Genomic DNA, 15,156 nt, shown 5'->3' on the forward strand with positions numbered 1-15,156 from the left:
CTCAGTCGCCCTGGTAGCGCTGCTCGCGCCACGGGTCGCCGTAGTCGTGGTAACCGGCGGTCTCCCAGAAACCGGGCTCGTCCTCGACGGTCAGCCGCAGGCCGCGTACCCACTTGGCGGACTTCCAGAAGTAGAGGTGCGGCACCAGCAGCCGGGCCGGGCCGCCGTGTTCGGCGGGCAGCGGTTCACCGTCGTAGCCGTGCACCACCCAGGCCTGCCCGTCGCGCAGGTCGTCCAGCGGCAGGTTGGTGGTGTAGCCGCCGTACGAGTGGGCCTGCGCGTAGTCGGCGGCGGTGTCCACGCCGTCGAGCAGCACGTCCAGCGAGACGCCCTGCCAGCTGGTGCCGAACTTCGACCACCGGGTGACGCAGTGGATGTCCACCGTGGGGGTCTCCTGGGGCAGCTCCATCAGCTCCGCCCAGGACCAGCGGACCTCGTCGCCGGTCTCGGTGGTGAGGACGAACTCCCACCGGTCCAGTGGGACCCGGGGGGTCGGCCCGGCGGACAGCACCGGGAAGTCCTCGGTCAGGTACTGCCCCGGCGGCAGGGCCGGGTCGGTCGTCCGACGGCGGCCCTGGAAGCCCGGTGACACGATTCCCACCCGTCAGTCGTACCACCCGGCGGGCGTTGGCGGGAGGGTTCCGGCGGACCGGGCCACGACCGGCGGCGGCCCCGTCGCGGGACGCCGCCGGTCGCGTACGGTCAGTGCTTGTCGACGACCACCTCGGCGTCGCCGGGCTCCCGGTCGCGGGTGGCCCGCAGGCTGGTGAGGGTGACCACGACCAGCACGCCGATGATGACCCCGAGCGAGGCCAGCGTGGGGATCTCCGGCACGCCCGGCCAGATCCCGTGCGCCCAGTGCAGGCCGAGCTTGACGCCGATGAAGGCCAGGATGATCGCCAGGCCGTAGCTGAGGTGCACCAGGCGGCTCAGCGCGGCGTGCAGCACGAAGTAGAGCGCCCGCAGGCCGAGCAGGGCGAAGGCGTTGGTGGCGAAGACCAGGTAGGGGTCCTCGGTGATGCCGTAGACGGCGGGCACCGAGTCGACCGCGAAGACGATGTCGGTGGCGAGCACCGCGACCACGACGAGGGCGAACGGGGTGAGCGCCCGCCGGCCGTGCTGCCGGATCGTCATCCGGGTGCCGTGGTACTCGTCGACCACCGGCATGAACCGGCGCAGCAGCCGCACCGACCGCATCTTGTTGATGTCGATCTCCTGCTCGTGCCCGGACAGGGCGTCGCGCAGCAGCTTGACGGCAGTGGCGATGAGGATGACGGCGAAGATCAGGAACGCGAAGTCGAGGGTCTGCAACGCCGCCGCGCCGATGGCGATGAAGACCGCACGCAACACCAGGGCCCCGGCGATGCCGTAGAGCAGCACCCGCTGGGCGAGCACGGCGGGCACCGCGAAGGCGGCCAGCAGCAGCATGAACACGAAGAGGTTGTCGACCGACAGCGATTTCTCGACCAGGTAGCCGGTCAGGTACTCGACGCCCTGCTGGGAGCCGAAGCGGTACCAGACCCAGCCGCCGAAGGCCAACGGCAGCGCGATGTAGAACGCCGACCAGCCCAGCGCCTCCCGGATCGACACCTCGTGTGGCCGCCGGGTGACCAGGAAGTCGAGCACCAGCAGGGCGAGCACGCCGACGATGGTCACCGCCCACAGGGTGGGGGTGCCGACCGACGACAAACCACCGGCAGCAAAGTACGACAGATCGGTCATGGAGCCTCCTCGAACACCGTGCCATGTTCGAGGTCTCCTTCACCCACGTTCGTCGTGGGCAACCACCCGAGGCGTGCCCGGAGCGCGCCGTACTGACCGGAATGGTTCGTGGGAAGTACTCCCCTCGTGCCGACCAGGTTAGGCCAGGTCCGGACGACTCGCCAAGTCAGTCCCGCCGTGGTTGCCCTGGTCAACGGCTGTGCGTCGCTGCCGACCCGGCCCGGCGGTGGGTCAGGCCCGGCGTGGGGCGGCCATGCCGGGGGCGAGCGCCGGCTCCACCAGATCGCGGTAGTCGCGGGGCAGCCGGGTCACCAGACCGTCGAACTCGCCGCCGCTGACCGCCTCGTGGACGGTGCCGAAGACCACCCGCACCACGTCCCGGGCGGCGGGCTCGTCCAGCTCCGCCCGCCGCGCCACCCGGGCGACGAACTCGGCCGCGCCGAACTGCTCGGCCGCCTCCGTACCGGGGCCGGGCCGCAGCGCCAGCCGCAACGGCGCGGGCAGCTGCGTCGCCAGGTCGAGCACCTCGCCCCCGGTCAACCGTTCGGCGAGGGTCGCCAGCGTCGCGTGGACCAGCACCACCGCCCGTTCCGGGTCGGTGCGGACCCGCCGGGCCACCTGGTCGACGAAGGTGTCGTAGTTCATGCGGGGCTCCCTTCGACATGGGGCGGCCCGGTTACCCGCCGGGACGACCCGGAAACGACGCCGCCCATCCCGCTTTTCCGTCGCCGGCTGCGCGTGACCGGCCGCCGGGCGGGTAACCGCCGCCGATCGTGACCGGATCGAGGCGGCGAGGAGGCCCACCGATGGCCAGTCGGACCGAAGTCCTGCGGTACCTGTCCAGCCTGGACTACCCGGCGGCGAAGGACGCCGTGGTGCGTCAGGCCGAACGGGAGGGCGCACCGCCGGACGTGCTGCGGGCGTTGCGGGCGCTGCCGCCCGCGGACTACGCCAACGACGCGGAGGTGGCCCGCTCGGCCCGGATCGACCCCGCCCCGGAGGTCGACGCCGCCCGGCGGGCGCAGCAGGCGAGGGAGAAGCAGCACCAGCGGGTCGCGCAGCACCTGCGGAGCATCTGACCCCGAACAGGCGGGCGCCCCGGGTCACGAACCGCGACCTGGGGCGCACGCGTGCCTGTTCACCGGCGAACCGCCGGGTGGCCACCCGAACCGGGTGGGCATCGCTGCCACGATCATCATAGGTCACGCCATCACCCGTACGGCTGATTTCGGCGAGACTGTGGGCGAGCACACCACCGGGGCGGGTCGGTCAACCGTGCAGGTCACCCCGCCGGTCCCGGGCCTTCAACCGGACGGTCGGCAGTTCCGGGGCGGGCAGCGGCGGGGCCGCGTCGTCGGTGACCCGCCCGAACCGGTCCCGGCCGGCCATCCAGTCCTGGCGGGCGGCGGCCACCTCCTCGTGCGAGCGGCCGACGAAGTTCCACCACATGACGAGGGGTTCGTCGAACGGCTCGCCGCCGAGCAGCATCAGCCGGCTGCCCGGCTCGGCGGTCAGCTCCAACCCGTCCCGCCCGGTGCCGAGGTAGAGCAGCGCGCCGGGCTCCAGCGACACGCCGTCCACCCGGGCCCGACCGGACATCGCCAGCAGGGCGTACTCGAAGCGGGGTCGCAGTCGCGGCGTCGCCGGGGCCGGGCCGTGCGCCGCCAGTTGCACACCGAGCAGCGGGGTGTGCACCACCGCCGGGGACGCCTCGCCCGCCAGCTCGCCGACGAGCAGGGTGTGCTCCCAGTCGCCGGAGCGCCAGCGGGGCAGGTCGGCGTGGTGGGCGAAGCCGGCGGCACCGGCGCGCGCCGGGTCGGGCAGCGCCACCCACAGCTGCACGCCGTGCATCAGCGGCGGATGGCTGGCCGGGGACCGCTCGGAGTGGGCGATGCCGTGCCCGGAGGTCATCACGTTGAGCTGGCCGGGGCGGATCGGCTGGACGTTGCCGAGGCTGTCGCGGTGCACGATCTCGCCGTCGAGCAGCCAGGTCACCGTCTGCAGGCCGGTGTGCGGGTGCGGGGGCACCTCCATGCCGGGACGCCGCGCCACGTCGTCCGGGCCGAAGTGGTCGACGAAGCACCACGCCCCGACCATCCGGCGGGCCCGCTGCGGCAGCAGCCGGCGCACGGTGGTGTACCGGCCCAGCGGCACGTCGTGGCCGGGCAGCAGCACGCTGCCCGGGTCCTCGCCGGCGACGCCGGGTGGTCGGGTCTGCGCCGGCAACGATTCGGTACGGTCCACCACCCGACTCTATGCCGGTCGGCCCGCGCCGGGCCCGACCCCGGGACGGTTCAGTCCTCCACGACGGTGACGGTGTTCGCCCCGGCGACCAGGTCGAGGTAGAGCCGGTCGGGTGACCGGTCCCAGTTCGGCGAGCCGACCGTCGCGCCCCGGGCCAACCCGTCGCGCCGGTCGCCGTACCAGACGACGCTGCCCGCGCCGGAGACGGCGCGCACCCGGACCGGGGGGCCGTCGGGCGCGTGGACGACGAACTGGTTGACGCCGCCGGTCATCCGTACCGTGCGGGTGCCGGTGGTCGGCGGCAGCCGCAGGTCGATCCGGGCCGCGCCGCCGATCAGCTCCACCCCGGACAGCCGCGCGCCGGTGAGGTCGAGAACGTGGTCGCTGACCCCGCCGACCAGCCGCAGCCGCCAGGTCACCCGGGCGTTGAGCGTCACGTCGACGACGCCCCGGCCGGGCCGGTCCCGGCGGGTCACCCGTAGCTGCACCCGGTCGCCGGAGACCACGGGCCGGGGGGTGAGTCCGGCGTCGGCCGGGCTGCCGATCCGGTACAGGTCGGCACCGAGGTCGTCGGTGCGCAGCCGGAACGAGGTCACCCCGTCCAACAGTTCGAAGGTGGCCTGGCGCAGCCCGTCGACCGGCGCGGTCAGGGTCCGCTCGGCGGCCTCGGCGGCACCCGCGCCGCCCGGGTCGGCGGTCGCCGGCGGCGGGGGCGGGGGCGCGGCACGGTCACCGGAGGAGACGATCCCCAGCCGGTCGGGGTTCGCCATGGTCACCACCACCGCGACCGCACCGAGCGCGACCACCAGCGCCGCGGCGGCGGCCAGCAGCCGCGCGCCCCGGGGCCGGGGTGCGCGGTACGCCGGTTCCCCCGTCGCCCCGACCGGTTCCCCGGTCACCTCGATCACCGGCTCGAAGACCGGTCGCTGCTCTCCCGTCGTCGGACGGTGCTCCTGCCCCGGCTCCGCCATCGTGCCTCCCCTGTCCCGGTCCCCGCACAGCAGTACGGGCCGGCCGCCGCAACGGATCATTCGGCCTGCCCGGAACCCGTCCGCCGCGAGCTGTCAGTCGGCGTCGCGTCCCCAGAGTCCACCCCGGTAGACGGTCCCCCGGTAGGGGGTGCCGTCGGCGACGTCCGGCCGCGCCGCGACGTCACCCCCGGGTGCGGCGTCGCCGGCCGGGGCGGCGGCGCGGGCGGCCCGCGCCCGGCGGACCCGGCTCACCACGAACCAGCCGGCGGCGGCGACGCAGACCACGATGACGACCTTCTGGAACGACCCGACGTACTCCTCGACGACGTGCCAGTTGTCGCCGAGCAGGAACCCGGCCATCACGAAGGTGGTGTTCCAGATCAGGCTGCCCAGCGTGGTGTAGAGCAGGAACGTCATGACCGGCATCCGCTCCACCCCCGCCGGGATGGAGATCAGGCTGCGGAAGATCGGGATCATCCGGCCGAAGAACACCGCCTTGACCCCGTGCTTGAGGAACCACGCCTCGGTGCGGTCCACGTCGCTCAGCTTCACCAGCGGCAGTCGGGCCGCGATGGCCCGCATCCGGTCGCGTCCCAGCGCCGCGCCGATGCCGTAGAGCACCCACGCGCCGACCACGGACCCGAGGGTCGTCCAGAGGATCGCCGAGACCAGGCTGATCCGCCCCTGGGCGGCGGCGAAGCCGGCCAGCGGCAGGATCACCTCGCTGGGGATCGGCGGGAAGAGGTTCTCCAGCGCCACCGCCAGCCCCGCGCCGGGCCCGCCGAGCCGCTCCACCAGACCGGTGACGAACCCCACCGGCCCGTCCGAGGGGGGCTCGGTGGAGACGACCGTACGGGGGCTGAGCGCCAGGGAGCGTGGGATCATCCGACAAAGTTACGAGCCGGACGACGAATCGACCACGCGGACCGGCGACCCTGCGCCGGTACGCTGACCCGGTGCCGGGACGACTGACCGAACTGTGGCGGTATCCGGTCAAGTCGATGCTGGGGGAGGCGTTGCGCGACGCCACGGTGGACGGTCGGGGGGTGGCCGGGGACCGCCGGCTCGCCGTGCTCGACCACGACACCGGGCGGGTGGGCAGCGCGAAGCGGCCCCGGCGGTGGTCGGCCCTGCTCGGCGTCCGCGCGACCGGCGACGCCCCCGACCGGGTACGCCTCACCCTCCCCGACGGCACCGTCCTCGACCATCCCGACGCCGGCCTGGACGCCGCGCTGTCCCGGCTGCTCGGCCGGGAGGTCACGCTGACCGACGCGGTGCCCGCCGACGCCCTGCTGGACCGGGCCGACCCGGACGCGGTGCTGGCCGAGGGGGCCGACGCGGACGTGCCGGTGACCGGCAACCCGCTCGCTGGCGCCGCCCCGCCGGGCAGCCTGGTCGACTTCGCGCCGGTGCACCTGGTCACCACGGCCAGCCTGGACGCGCTCGGCCTGCCCCGGGAGGCGGTGCCGCGCTACCGGCCCAACCTGGTCGTCGCGACCGACACCCGGGGTTTCGTGGAGAACGACTGGGTGGGTCGGGAACTGCGGGTCGGCGCGGAGGTGGTGCTGCGGGTGCTCGCGCCGACCCCCCGCTGCGCGGTGCCCATCCTGGCCCACGGCCCGCTCCCCCGTGCCCCGCAGGCGCTGCGCCGGCCGGTGGAACGCAACCGGGTGGTCCCGCTGCCGGGCCTGGGGCCGCAGCCGTGCGTCGGGGCGTACGCGGTGGTGGTACGGGGCGGCCGGGTGGCCGTCGGGGACCGGGTCGAGCCGGCCTGACCGTACGGGCGGGTGCCCGGCCGCGCCCGGACGGCCGGGCTCCGGTCAGGGCTTGCGGGCGACCGCGCCGTACACGCTGACCTCGTCGACGGTGGGTCGGGGCTGCGGTTCGGCCTCGGCCCGCCACTGCGCCACCGAGACGATGCCGGGGGCGACCAGGTCGAGGCCGTCGAAGAAGCGGGCGAACTCGTCCCGGCTGCGCAGGTTGATCATCCCGGGTGGGGTGCCGTTACGGTTGCCCGCCCGGGCCTCCTCGGCCACGGCGGGTGGGAGGTAGTCGTAGGTGGCGTGCGACGCGGCCAGGTAGCTGCCGGGCGGCAGCGCCGCGAGCAACCGGCCGACCACCCCGTACGGGTCCTCGGTCTCCGTCACGAAGTGCAGGATGGCCACCAGCATCAGGGCGACCGGCTGCTCCAGGTCGAGGGTGCGGCGTAGTTCGGGGTGGTGCAGGATCTTCTCGGGGTCACGCAGGTCGGCGTCGATGTAGGCGGTGGCGCCCTCGGCCGAGCTGGTCAGCAGCGCCCGGGCGTGGGCCAGCACGATCGGGTCGTTGTCGACGTAGACCACCCGGGCCTGCGGGGTGACCGCCTGGGCGACGTCGTGGGTGTTGTTGGCCGTGGGGATGCCGGTGCCGATGTCCAGGAACTGCCGTACGCCGGCCTCGCGGGCCAGGTGGGCGACCGCGCGTTGCAGGAACCGGCGGTTCTCCAGGGCGGCGGTGCGCACGGTCGGGAAGGCCGCCGCCATCGCGTCGCCGGAGTCCCGGTCGGCCTGGAAGTTGTCCTTGCCACCAAGCCAGTAGTTGTAGCGGCGGGCCGGATGCGCGACCGAGGTGTCGATCCGGTCGCTGGGGTGCGGGGCGGCGCCCGTCGGGGCATCGGCGGTCACAGGGTCCTCCATGACTCCGCGCCATCCGGTCGTCGATGGCGTCCGTCCACTGTCTTCGGTCGATCATCGTAGAGGCCGCCCTGGTGGGGCCGACGACCCGGTGCGGCCGTCACTGCGGGTAGAGCTCGTCCCGTAGTCGGGTGAGCACCTCGGGGGTCTGCTCCGGCGGGGTGGCCTCGACGCAGAGCCGTTCCATCGCGGCGGCGTAGTAGTCCAGGTCCTCCCGCTTGTCGAGGTAGAGGGCGCTGGTCAACTGCTCGATGTAGACGATGTCGGGCAGGTCGTCGTCGCCGAAGCGCAGGATGGTGAAGGCCCCGCCGGCGGCGGCGTGGCCACCGGCGTCGAACGGGATGATCTGCAGGCGGACGTGCGACGAGCGGGTCGCCTCGATCAGCGCGGTCAACTGCCCGTGCATCACCTGCGGACCGCCGATCGGCCGGCGCAGGGCGGCCTCGTCGATCACCGCCCAGAGCTGCGGCGGGTCGGCCCGGTCCAGCACCTGCTGGCGCTGCATGCGCAGCTCCACCCGCCGGTCGACCTCGTCCACGGCGGCACCCCGGTGTCCGAGCAGGACCACCGACCGGGCGTACTCCGGGGTCTGGAGCAGGCCGGGGACGAACTGCACCTCGTAGCTGCGGATCAGCGCGGCGGCGGCCTCCAGGCCCAGGTAGGACTGGAACCAGCCGGGCAGGACGTCGCCGTAGCGGTGCCACCAGCCGGGGCTGTTGGCGTCGCGGGCCAGCTTGAGCAGCGCCTCGCGTTCCTGCACGGCGGTCACCCCGTAGAAGGTGAGCAGGTCGGCGACGTCGCGTTCCTTGAAGCCGACCCGGCCCAGCTCCATCCGGCTGATCTTCGACTCCGAGGAGCGGATCTCCCAGCCTGCGCCCTCCCGCGTGACACCCTTGGCCTCCCGCAGCCGGCGCAACTGCGCGCCGAGCAGCATCCGCAACACCGTGGGGCCGGTGGCCGGTCCCCCCTCGGCGGCAACCATCGTCACGTGCCCCGCCCCTCCGCGCATGCCCCTACACCCGATCGCGGTCCCTGGCCCCCGCCCGACCGACGAGTAAGCATGCCATGAACCGACGGTGAGGTGAACATCCTCCGGACGGATACGGTCCCGTGGGCGGGACCGTCGGGCGTCAGCCGATCAGATGGTCGAAGTCACCGTCGCGGGCGCCGAGGACGAACGCCGTTATCTCGTCCACCGTGTAGATCAGGGCGGGCCCCTCGGGATGACGCGAGTTGCGCACGGCGATGCCGGCTCCGCCGGGCAGTTCGGCCAACTCGACGCAGTTGCCGCTGGGGTTGCTGCGGCGGCTCTTCTCCCACCTCAGCGGAGGCAGCTGGGTGGTGGGGACGCCGTTCTCTGGCTGCTGCATGGATGTCTTCCTGTCGGGGTGCGGAACCACTGTCGCGAGGGGACGTTGCGGTGTCGAAAGGGCGCTGCGACATCAGATCCGGCCGTGCTGCACGTGCATCTGCTATTGCATCTGCTTCGGACAGCGAGCATGATAGCGCACATGGACGGGTACTTATCCGTTCACTTTGGGTTACCAGACCCAGGGCTTCACCTGGGCAAACGACGACCCGGCGGGGCACGACGGCCGCCGCCGCACGGGTCGTGCGCCGACACTGCGAGGGAGGACCCGTGCCGGATCCGTTGACCGTCGCGTCCGGCGTTTCCGCGGCCGGAGCCCTGGTCTCGGTGTGGCAGCTACGCCGCCGGGCCCTACAAGCCGAGGCGGAACTGGAGCACCTGCAGGCCGAACTGGCCGCGGAACGGCACGCCGCCAGCCACGACCCGCTCACCGGGCTGCCCAACCGGCGGGCCTTCTACCGGCTGGCCGCCGCGCTGCTCACCGACGCCGGCGGGCAGCCACTCATCGCGGTGGTCCTCGACCTCAACGACTTCAAGCAGGTCAACGACAGCTACGGACACGCCGCCGGCGACCAGGTGCTGATCAGCGTCGCCCAGCGGCTGGCCGCCTTCGCCGGCGACAACCTGGTCGCCCGGCTCGGCGGCGACGAGTTCGCCGGCCTGCTGGCCAGCCCCTCGGTCGACAGGCGCTGGATCGACCACGCCACCCGGCGGCTCTGCGAGGCCATGGCCGCACCCATCCCGCTGGGCCCGTGCAGCGTCCGGGTCACCGCCTCGGTCGGGCTCGCCCCGGTCACCGGCCCCACCCAGCTCGCCGACGCGCTCTGCCGGGCCGACGCCGCGATGTACCGGGCGAAGGGCGTCACCAGCCGGCAGTCACCCCGGCAACTGCTCGACGCCGCCCGGCTCGCCGAGTGCTGAACCGCACACCCCGGCCGGGGCGGCACCACCCGACGGCGGTGCCGACGGGTCACCGCCAGCCGTAACCGGCCCGCAGCGCCTGCCCGACCCGGTCGAAGCGCCCCCGGTCCAGCACCGCGCCCTCCCGGCGGATGCCGTCCTCGCGCATGGTGAGCACCCGGTCCAGCCGTACCCAGCTCGGACGGGACTCACGGTCCCACTCCCCCGGGCCCAGCGCCAGCCAGTGCCGCTGGCCGTCCCGCTCGCTCTGGCTGGACAGCATCAACCCGAACAGGGTGCGGCTGGACCGGCCGACCACCAGCACCGGACGGTCCTTGCCCTGCTTCGGGTCGTCCTCGTAGGGGACCCAGGTCCAGACGATCTCGCCCGGGTCGGCCTGCCCGTCCGGCTCCGGCGCGTACGACAGCTCCCGCCGTTGCAGGGCGCTGACCTGACGCCGCCGGGCCAGCTGCGCCGGGATCGGACCGGGGGTGGCGCGCTGCGCGCCGGTCACCCGGCCGAGCCGGGACGCCACGTTCCTCAACAGACCTGCCACGGCGGGCAGCCTACCGCCAGCCGGGCCGGCTCACCCGTCGAGGTCGGCGGCCCGGCGCAGCAGCACCGCCCGTTCCCGCACGTTGCGGCACAGCCTGGCGGCGAACTCCAGCTCGGCGCGCGCCTCGGCGGTCCGGCCCAGCCGGGCGAGCAGCTCGCCCCGGACACCGGGCAGCAGGTGCGACCCGGCGAGGCGGCCGGTGGCGGCGACCTCGTCCACCACGGCCAGCGCCGGCTGCGGACCGTCGGCCATCGCCACGGCCACGGCCCGGTTCAGCTCGACGACCGGCGACGGCGCCACCCGGCCGAGCGCCTCGTAGAGCAGCACCACCCGGGACCAGTCGGTGCCCTCCACCGAGGGGGCGGCGGCGTGGCAGGCGGCGATCGCCGCCTGCAACCCGTACGGCCCGAGGCCGCGCCCCGACGCCACGGCCCGGCGCAGCGCCGCCATCCCCCGGCGGATCGCCGCCCGGTCCCACCGCCGCCGGTCCTGGTCCGCCAACAGCACCGCCGCACCGTCGGCGTCCACCCGGGCCGGGAACCGCGCGGCGGTCAGCTCGCACAGGGCGAGCAGGCCGTGCACCTCCGGCTCGGCGGGCAGCAGCGCGGCCAGCGTCCGGGTCAGCCGGATCGCCTCGTACGCCAGGTCGGGGCGGAGCAGGTCGTCGCCGGCCGTCGCCGTCGACCCCTCGGTGAAGATCACATAGAGCACGCCCAGGACCGCGCCGAGGCGTTCCCGCCGCTGCGGCGGCTCCGGCAGGGCGAACGGCACCCGCGCGGCGGCGATCGTCCTCTTGGCCCGGGTGATCCGTGCCTGCACGGTGGGCACCGGCACCAGCAGCGCCCGCGCGATCTCCTCGGTGGACAGGCCGCCGACCACCCGCAGCGTCAACGCCAGCCGGGCCGGCGGCGGGAGCACCGGATGACACGCCACGAACATCAGCGCCAGCACGTCGTCGTCGACCCGGTCCGGGTCCCACGGCAGGTCACCGTCCGCGGACCCGCCGGCCGGCTCGGCGAGCCGGCCGGCGAGCACCGCGTACCGGTCGTCGAGCGCGGCCCGGCGGCGGAACGCGTCGACCGCCCGCCGCCGGGCGGTGGTGAGCAGCCAACCCACCGGGTTCGCCGGCACCCCGTCGCGCGCCCAGCCGACCAGAGCCTGCGCCACCGCCTCCTGGGCGACGTCCTCGGCGAGCGCGAAGTCCCCGGTGTACCGGGCCAGCGCGCCGACGATCCGGGCCGACTCGATGCGCCAGAGCGCCTCGACGGCCCGCCGGGCCGACTCGGCGTCCGGCGGGCCGTCGGTGGGTACCGTGCTCAGAGCTGGCCGGTCCGCTCGCGCCACTCCCGCTCCCTGGCGATGAACTCGTTGTCCTGCGGGAACTCGTCGATGCCGGGGACCCGGCGCACCTCGCACTTGCTGCCGGGCAGCGCCGGCATCCGCCGGGCCCACTCGACGGCCTCCTCCTTCGACGCCACGTCGAGCAGGTAGAAGCCGCCGAACAGCTCCTTCGTCTCGCCGTACGGGCCGTCGGTGACGACCGGGGTCTCCCCGCTGTAGTCGACCACCACGCCCTGCGCCGGGTCCTCCAGCCCCTCGGCGGCCACCAGCACGCCCGCACGGATCAACTCGTCGTTGAACCGCCCCATCGTCTCCAGCATCTCCTCGAAGGGGATCTTCATCATCGTCGCCAGGGAATCGTCCGTGTTCCGCATGATCAGCATGTACTTGGGCATCGTCGCTCCTCGTCGTCGGGTCGCCGTTCGACCCGCTCACCCTCTGGTCGAACGGGGACCGGGCCGGATCGACACGACCGTCCGGTGAGTTTTCGTCAGGCCGGTCGGCGGGCCAGCACCAGGGTGGTCCGCAGGTCGAGGGTGACGGTGCCGCCGAAGCCGTCGACGGCGGCCCCGACCGCCGCGAGGACCCGCTCCCGCTGCCACGGTGGGCGGCGCAGCTGCGGCGAGAAGGTGCCGACGAGGCGCTGGTACCGCGCCGTGGTCAGCGGCACCGACCGGCGCAACGCCGACGACCGGACGTCGGTGAACAGCCCGCTGCCGGTGATGTCGGCGTGGAACCAGTCCTCCGGCTGGTCGTGGTGCGGCACCGGGTCGACCGACTCGAACGCCGCCCGGATCGCCGCCGACTGGGCCGGGTCGACGTAGTCGTACCGGTGGGCGAAGACCGCCAGGGTGCCGCCGGGGGTCAGCGCGTCGTGGGCCCGCCGGTTGCGGGTGGCCGGGTCGAGCCAGTGCCAGGCCAACGCGCAGGCCAGCAGGGGCACCCCGGCCGGCGGCGGCGACCACTGCTCGAACCGGGCCACCACCACCTCGACGTCGGGGAACCGGGCGGCCAGCACCGCCGCCATCCGGGCGTCCGGCTCGACGCAGGTCACCCGCGCCGGGACGGCCCCGGCCGCCGCCGGACGCGCAGGGGGCGACCCGTCGGGGTGGGCGAGGTCACGCAACAGCGCGGTGGCCAGGCCGGTGCCCGCGCCGACCTCGACCAGCCGGGCGGGGGGTCCACCGTGATAGGCGAGGATGGTGGCGGCGAGGGCGGCCGGATAGCCCGGCCGGATCTCGTCGTAGTCGTCCGCCACCTCACCGAAGAGCTCCACCATGATCGCCATCGTCGCACCGCCGCCGCCCGGACGGTGCCCCGTCGAGGGAGGCCCATGACCGAACTGCCCCGGGACCTGCCGGTGATCGAACGCACCGCCGTCCGGCTGGTGGTCCGCGACCGGAACGGCCTGATCCTGCTGTTCCACACCCGCGACCCGGAACACCCCCGGCTGGGCACCTGGTGGGAGCTGCCCGGCGGGGGCGTCGACCCCGGTGAGACGTACCCGCAGACCGCCCTGCGGGAACTGCGCGAGGAGACCGGCTTCGTGGTCACCGCCGCACAGCTCGGCCCGCCGACCTGGCGGCGGCGGGCCAGCTTCATCCACCGCCGGTTGCGCCACGTCCAGGACGAGGTGGTGCTGACCGTACGCCTCGACGCCGCCGCGCCGGACGTCGACGGCGCGGACCGCCTCGACTACGAGGTGGAGGACTACTTCGGGTTCCGCTGGTGGCCGGTGGAGGAGATCGTGACCAGCACCGCCCGGTTCTACCCGGGTCGGCTGCCCGCCCTGCTCACCGCGTTCCTGGCCGGCGAGCGGATCGACGAACCGTTCGAACTCTGGTCCTGACCGGGGTGCCGCCGGCCCGCCCGGTGGGCACAGTGGAGGGCATGACGACGATCCCGTACGACCCGCTGGCCCGGTACGCCGCCCGGCTGCACGCCGACCTCGGCGGCCGGCACCACGTCGCCTCCCCGCTCGGGGCCTGGCTGCTGCTGGCGCTCGCCGCACCGGCCGCCACCGGCGCGGTCCGGGACGAACTGGCCGAGGTGCTCGGGGTCGACGGGGAAACCGCAGCGGCGGCCGCCACCGCGCTGCTGGACCGGCCGCACCCGCTCGTGCCGTCGGCCACCGCCGTCTGGCACCGGCCCGGCACCGACCCCGACCGGTTGGCCGGCTGGTGGGACGGGCTGCCCCGGAGCACCGCCACCGGCCCGCTGCCCGACCGGGCGGGCCTGGACGCCTGGGCCCGTGAGCACACCCTCGGGCTGATCGACAGGTTCCCGCTGACCGTCTCCCCCCGGGTGCTGCTGGCGCTGGCGAGTGCCCTGGCCACCCGGATCTCCTGGGCCACCCCGTTCGACCTGGTGCCCGGCACGGCGCTCGGCCCCGACGACCCGCACGACGCGACCCGACCGGACGACGCACCCGCCCACCGGCCGGGCGCGGGGCACGGACCGGACCAGGAGCACGGGCACGGACCGGACCAGGGGCACGGGTCGGCCGGGCCGGGCGGCGGCTGGGCGGGGCGGCTGGCCCGGGTGCTACGCAGCCCGGAACACGGGCACCGGGCCTGGATCGCGGCGACCGGGCCGGCCGGTGACGTCGCCGTGCACGCCGCCGGGGCGGTGGAGCGCGACGGGGCCGGGCTGGTGGTGCTCTCGGTGCTCGCCGACCCGGCGGTCCCGCCGGCCGACGTACTCGCCGCCGGCTACGCGCTGGCCGGCGCGGCGGTGGACGGCGAGCCGGCCCGCCGGTCGCTGTTCGACCTGCCGCTGGGCCCGGGTCCCCTCGGCACGCTGCGCGAGGAGCCGGTGCGCACCGCCGCCCGCGACGGCCGGGAGGAACGCCACCGGGCGGTGCTGCCCTGCTGGTCGGCCCGGGACGAGCACGACCTGACCGCCCCCGGGCTGGGGTTCGCGGCGGTGGGGCGGGCGCTGGGTGGGCTGCTCGGCGTCGACGTGGGCGTCGAGGCCCGGCAGACGACGGTGGCGCACTACGGCCGGTACGGCTTCGAGGCCGCCGCCGTGACCGGGGCGTTCGCCCTGACCAGCCTCCCGCCGGAGGGCGTACGCCGCAGCGCCGAGTTGCGGTTCGGGCACCCGTACGCGGTGCTGGCGGTGGCCACCGACCGCCGGGACGGCGCACCCGGGCCGTGGCACGGGCTGCCGGTCTTCTCCGCCTGGGTGGCCGAGCCCCGGGAACCGGTGGACAGCGACCTCGTCGACCCGCCCGAGTCCTGGTGACCGGGGTCGGCCGGCCCTGACCGGCGTCGGCGCGGCCGAGGTCCGGCGGCGGCGACCAGGCCCGACCGCGACGTTCGCCCCCCGAGGCGGCACCGTCCCCGGGGGACCCGCCGCGGTCGGGGGTCCCGCTGCCGC

The 15,156-nt window shown here is 74.7% G+C and carries 18 protein-coding genes; 5 read left to right on the plus strand and 13 right to left on the minus strand.

Features of this window, described 5'->3' with window-relative positions; translation table 11 throughout:
- Position 1 precedes the first annotated feature (1 nt).
- The 3 genes from B5D80_RS19300 to B5D80_RS19310 all read right to left on the minus strand — a co-directional run bounded on the left by B5D80_RS19300 (position 2) and on the right by B5D80_RS19310 (position 2,367).
- On the minus strand, positions 2-592 hold the full coding sequence (locus tag B5D80_RS19300; protein ID WP_204961156.1) for a sulfite oxidase-like oxidoreductase: 591 nt from the start codon (positions 590-592) through the stop codon (positions 2-4).
- Between the two features lie 110 nt (positions 593-702).
- A complete protein-coding gene (locus B5D80_RS19305; protein ID WP_088645287.1) occupies positions 703-1,722 on the minus strand; it encodes a TerC/Alx family metal homeostasis membrane protein in 1,020 nt (339 codons plus the stop codon).
- 231 nt (positions 1,723-1,953) lie between these two features.
- Complete coding sequence (locus tag B5D80_RS19310; protein ID WP_088645288.1) at positions 1,954-2,367, minus strand: DUF2267 domain-containing protein; 414 nt, start codon at positions 2,365-2,367, stop codon at positions 1,954-1,956.
- Positions 2,368-2,528: 161 nt separating this feature from the next.
- Between B5D80_RS19310 and B5D80_RS19315 the strand changes: the two genes are divergently transcribed.
- Positions 2,529-2,801: a DUF2795 domain-containing protein gene (locus tag B5D80_RS19315; RefSeq protein ID WP_088645289.1), complete on the plus strand. Its 273-nt coding sequence runs from the start codon at positions 2,529-2,531 to the stop codon at positions 2,799-2,801.
- Positions 2,802-2,991: 190 nt separating this feature from the next.
- On the opposite strand, the gene B5D80_RS19320 is transcribed toward B5D80_RS19315, so the two are convergent.
- The 3 genes from B5D80_RS19320 to B5D80_RS19330 form a co-directional block, all read right to left on the minus strand.
- The gene (locus B5D80_RS19320) at positions 2,992-3,966 is read right to left on the minus strand and encodes a pirin family protein (protein WP_088645312.1); all 975 of its coding nucleotides are present in this window, start codon (positions 3,964-3,966) and stop codon (positions 2,992-2,994) included.
- A gap of 50 nt (positions 3,967-4,016) precedes the next feature.
- Positions 4,017-4,937: a cell wall-active antibiotics response protein gene (locus tag B5D80_RS19325; RefSeq protein ID WP_245854764.1), complete on the minus strand. Its 921-nt coding sequence runs from the start codon at positions 4,935-4,937 to the stop codon at positions 4,017-4,019.
- Positions 4,938-5,030: 93 nt separating this feature from the next.
- The gene (locus tag B5D80_RS19330; RefSeq protein WP_088645290.1) at positions 5,031-5,822 is read right to left on the minus strand and encodes a DedA family protein; all 792 of its coding nucleotides are present in this window, start codon (positions 5,820-5,822) and stop codon (positions 5,031-5,033) included.
- Positions 5,823-5,893: 71 nt separating this feature from the next.
- On the opposite strand from B5D80_RS19330, the gene B5D80_RS19335 reads away from it, so the two are divergent.
- Positions 5,894-6,712, plus strand: a complete 819-nt coding sequence (locus B5D80_RS19335; protein WP_245854766.1) for an MOSC domain-containing protein — start codon at positions 5,894-5,896, stop codon at positions 6,710-6,712.
- A gap of 45 nt (positions 6,713-6,757) precedes the next feature.
- Here the strand turns inward: B5D80_RS19335 and B5D80_RS19340 are convergent, their stop codons facing one another.
- The 3 genes from B5D80_RS19340 to B5D80_RS19350 form a co-directional block, all read right to left on the minus strand.
- On the minus strand, positions 6,758-7,612 hold the full coding sequence (locus B5D80_RS19340; RefSeq protein WP_211291575.1) for an SAM-dependent methyltransferase: 855 nt from the start codon (positions 7,610-7,612) through the stop codon (positions 6,758-6,760).
- Positions 7,613-7,709: 97 nt separating this feature from the next.
- Positions 7,710-8,591 carry a helix-turn-helix domain-containing protein gene (locus tag B5D80_RS19345; RefSeq protein ID WP_425437216.1) on the minus strand — a complete coding sequence of 294 codons (882 nt, stop codon included), beginning with the start codon at positions 8,589-8,591 and terminating at the stop codon, positions 7,710-7,712.
- Between the two features lie 148 nt (positions 8,592-8,739).
- The gene (locus tag B5D80_RS19350; RefSeq protein WP_088645293.1) at positions 8,740-8,979 is read right to left on the minus strand and encodes a DUF397 domain-containing protein; all 240 of its coding nucleotides are present in this window, start codon (positions 8,977-8,979) and stop codon (positions 8,740-8,742) included.
- 269 nt (positions 8,980-9,248) lie between these two features.
- Between B5D80_RS19350 and B5D80_RS19355 the strand changes: the two genes are divergently transcribed.
- The gene (locus B5D80_RS19355) at positions 9,249-9,899 is read left to right on the plus strand and encodes a GGDEF domain-containing protein (protein WP_088645294.1); all 651 of its coding nucleotides are present in this window, start codon (positions 9,249-9,251) and stop codon (positions 9,897-9,899) included.
- 49 nt (positions 9,900-9,948) lie between these two features.
- Here the strand turns inward: B5D80_RS19355 and B5D80_RS19360 are convergent, their stop codons facing one another.
- The 4 genes from B5D80_RS19360 to B5D80_RS19375 form a co-directional block, all read right to left on the minus strand.
- The gene (locus B5D80_RS19360; protein WP_088645295.1) at positions 9,949-10,434 is read right to left on the minus strand and encodes a type II toxin-antitoxin system PemK/MazF family toxin; all 486 of its coding nucleotides are present in this window, start codon (positions 10,432-10,434) and stop codon (positions 9,949-9,951) included.
- Positions 10,435-10,464: 30 nt separating this feature from the next.
- Complete coding sequence (locus tag B5D80_RS19365) at positions 10,465-11,754, minus strand: RNA polymerase sigma factor (protein WP_211291580.1); 1,290 nt, start codon at positions 11,752-11,754, stop codon at positions 10,465-10,467.
- Positions 11,751-12,170 carry a YciI family protein gene (locus tag B5D80_RS19370; RefSeq protein WP_088645297.1) on the minus strand — a complete coding sequence of 140 codons (420 nt, stop codon included), beginning with the start codon at positions 12,168-12,170 and terminating at the stop codon, positions 11,751-11,753. The genes B5D80_RS19365 and B5D80_RS19370 overlap by 4 nt, the downstream gene beginning before the upstream one ends.
- Before the next feature lie 95 nt (positions 12,171-12,265).
- Positions 12,266-13,054, minus strand: coding sequence for a class I SAM-dependent methyltransferase (locus tag B5D80_RS19375; protein ID WP_144081709.1), 789 nt, complete (start codon positions 13,052-13,054; stop codon positions 12,266-12,268).
- 54 nt (positions 13,055-13,108) lie between these two features.
- On the opposite strand from B5D80_RS19375, the gene B5D80_RS19380 reads away from it, so the two are divergent.
- Together B5D80_RS19380 and B5D80_RS19385 are read left to right on the plus strand one after the other, a co-directional pair.
- Positions 13,109-13,624 (plus strand): NUDIX hydrolase, encoded by a 516-nt coding sequence (locus tag B5D80_RS19380; RefSeq protein ID WP_088645299.1) that lies wholly within the window; start codon positions 13,109-13,111, stop codon positions 13,622-13,624.
- Between the two features lie 41 nt (positions 13,625-13,665).
- The gene (locus B5D80_RS19385; RefSeq protein ID WP_088645300.1) at positions 13,666-15,021 is read left to right on the plus strand and encodes a hypothetical protein; all 1,356 of its coding nucleotides are present in this window, start codon (positions 13,666-13,668) and stop codon (positions 15,019-15,021) included.
- The last annotated feature ends 135 nt before the right edge of the window (positions 15,022-15,156 follow it).

This window comes from Micromonospora wenchangensis (assembly GCF_002210435.1).
GTDB lineage: Bacteria > Actinomycetota > Actinomycetes > Mycobacteriales > Micromonosporaceae > Micromonospora > Micromonospora wenchangensis.

Bases quoted from the DNA above. Each gene is read 5' to 3' on its own strand.
- B5D80_RS19345 (WP_425437216.1), bottom strand. From the start codon at position 8,591: ATGGTTGCCGCCGAGGGGGGACCGGCCACCGGCCCCACGGTGTTGCGG.
- B5D80_RS19305 (WP_088645287.1), bottom strand. From the start codon at position 1,722: ATGACCGATCTGTCGTACTTTGCTGCCGGTGGTTTGTCGTCGGTCGGC.
- B5D80_RS19315 (WP_088645289.1), top strand. From the start codon at position 2,529: ATGGCCAGTCGGACCGAAGTCCTGCGGTACCTGTCCAGCCTGGACTAC.
- B5D80_RS19325 (WP_245854764.1), bottom strand. From the start codon at position 4,937: ATGGCGGAGCCGGGGCAGGAGCACCGTCCGACGACGGGAGAGCAGCGA.
- B5D80_RS19340 (WP_211291575.1), bottom strand. From the start codon at position 7,612: ATGGAGGACCCTGTGACCGCCGATGCCCCGACGGGCGCCGCCCCGCAC.
- B5D80_RS19375 (WP_144081709.1), bottom strand. From the start codon at position 13,054: ATGGTGGAGCTCTTCGGTGAGGTGGCGGACGACTACGACGAGATCCGG.
- B5D80_RS19380 (WP_088645299.1), top strand. From the start codon at position 13,109: ATGACCGAACTGCCCCGGGACCTGCCGGTGATCGAACGCACCGCCGTC.
- B5D80_RS19310 (WP_088645288.1), bottom strand. From the start codon at position 2,367: ATGAACTACGACACCTTCGTCGACCAGGTGGCCCGGCGGGTCCGCACC.
- B5D80_RS19385 (WP_088645300.1), top strand. From the start codon at position 13,666: ATGACGACGATCCCGTACGACCCGCTGGCCCGGTACGCCGCCCGGCTG.
- B5D80_RS19330 (WP_088645290.1), bottom strand. From the start codon at position 5,822: ATGATCCCACGCTCCCTGGCGCTCAGCCCCCGTACGGTCGTCTCCACC.
- B5D80_RS19370 (WP_088645297.1), bottom strand. From the start codon at position 12,170: ATGCCCAAGTACATGCTGATCATGCGGAACACGGACGATTCCCTGGCG.
- B5D80_RS19350 (WP_088645293.1), bottom strand. From the start codon at position 8,979: ATGCAGCAGCCAGAGAACGGCGTCCCCACCACCCAGCTGCCTCCGCTG.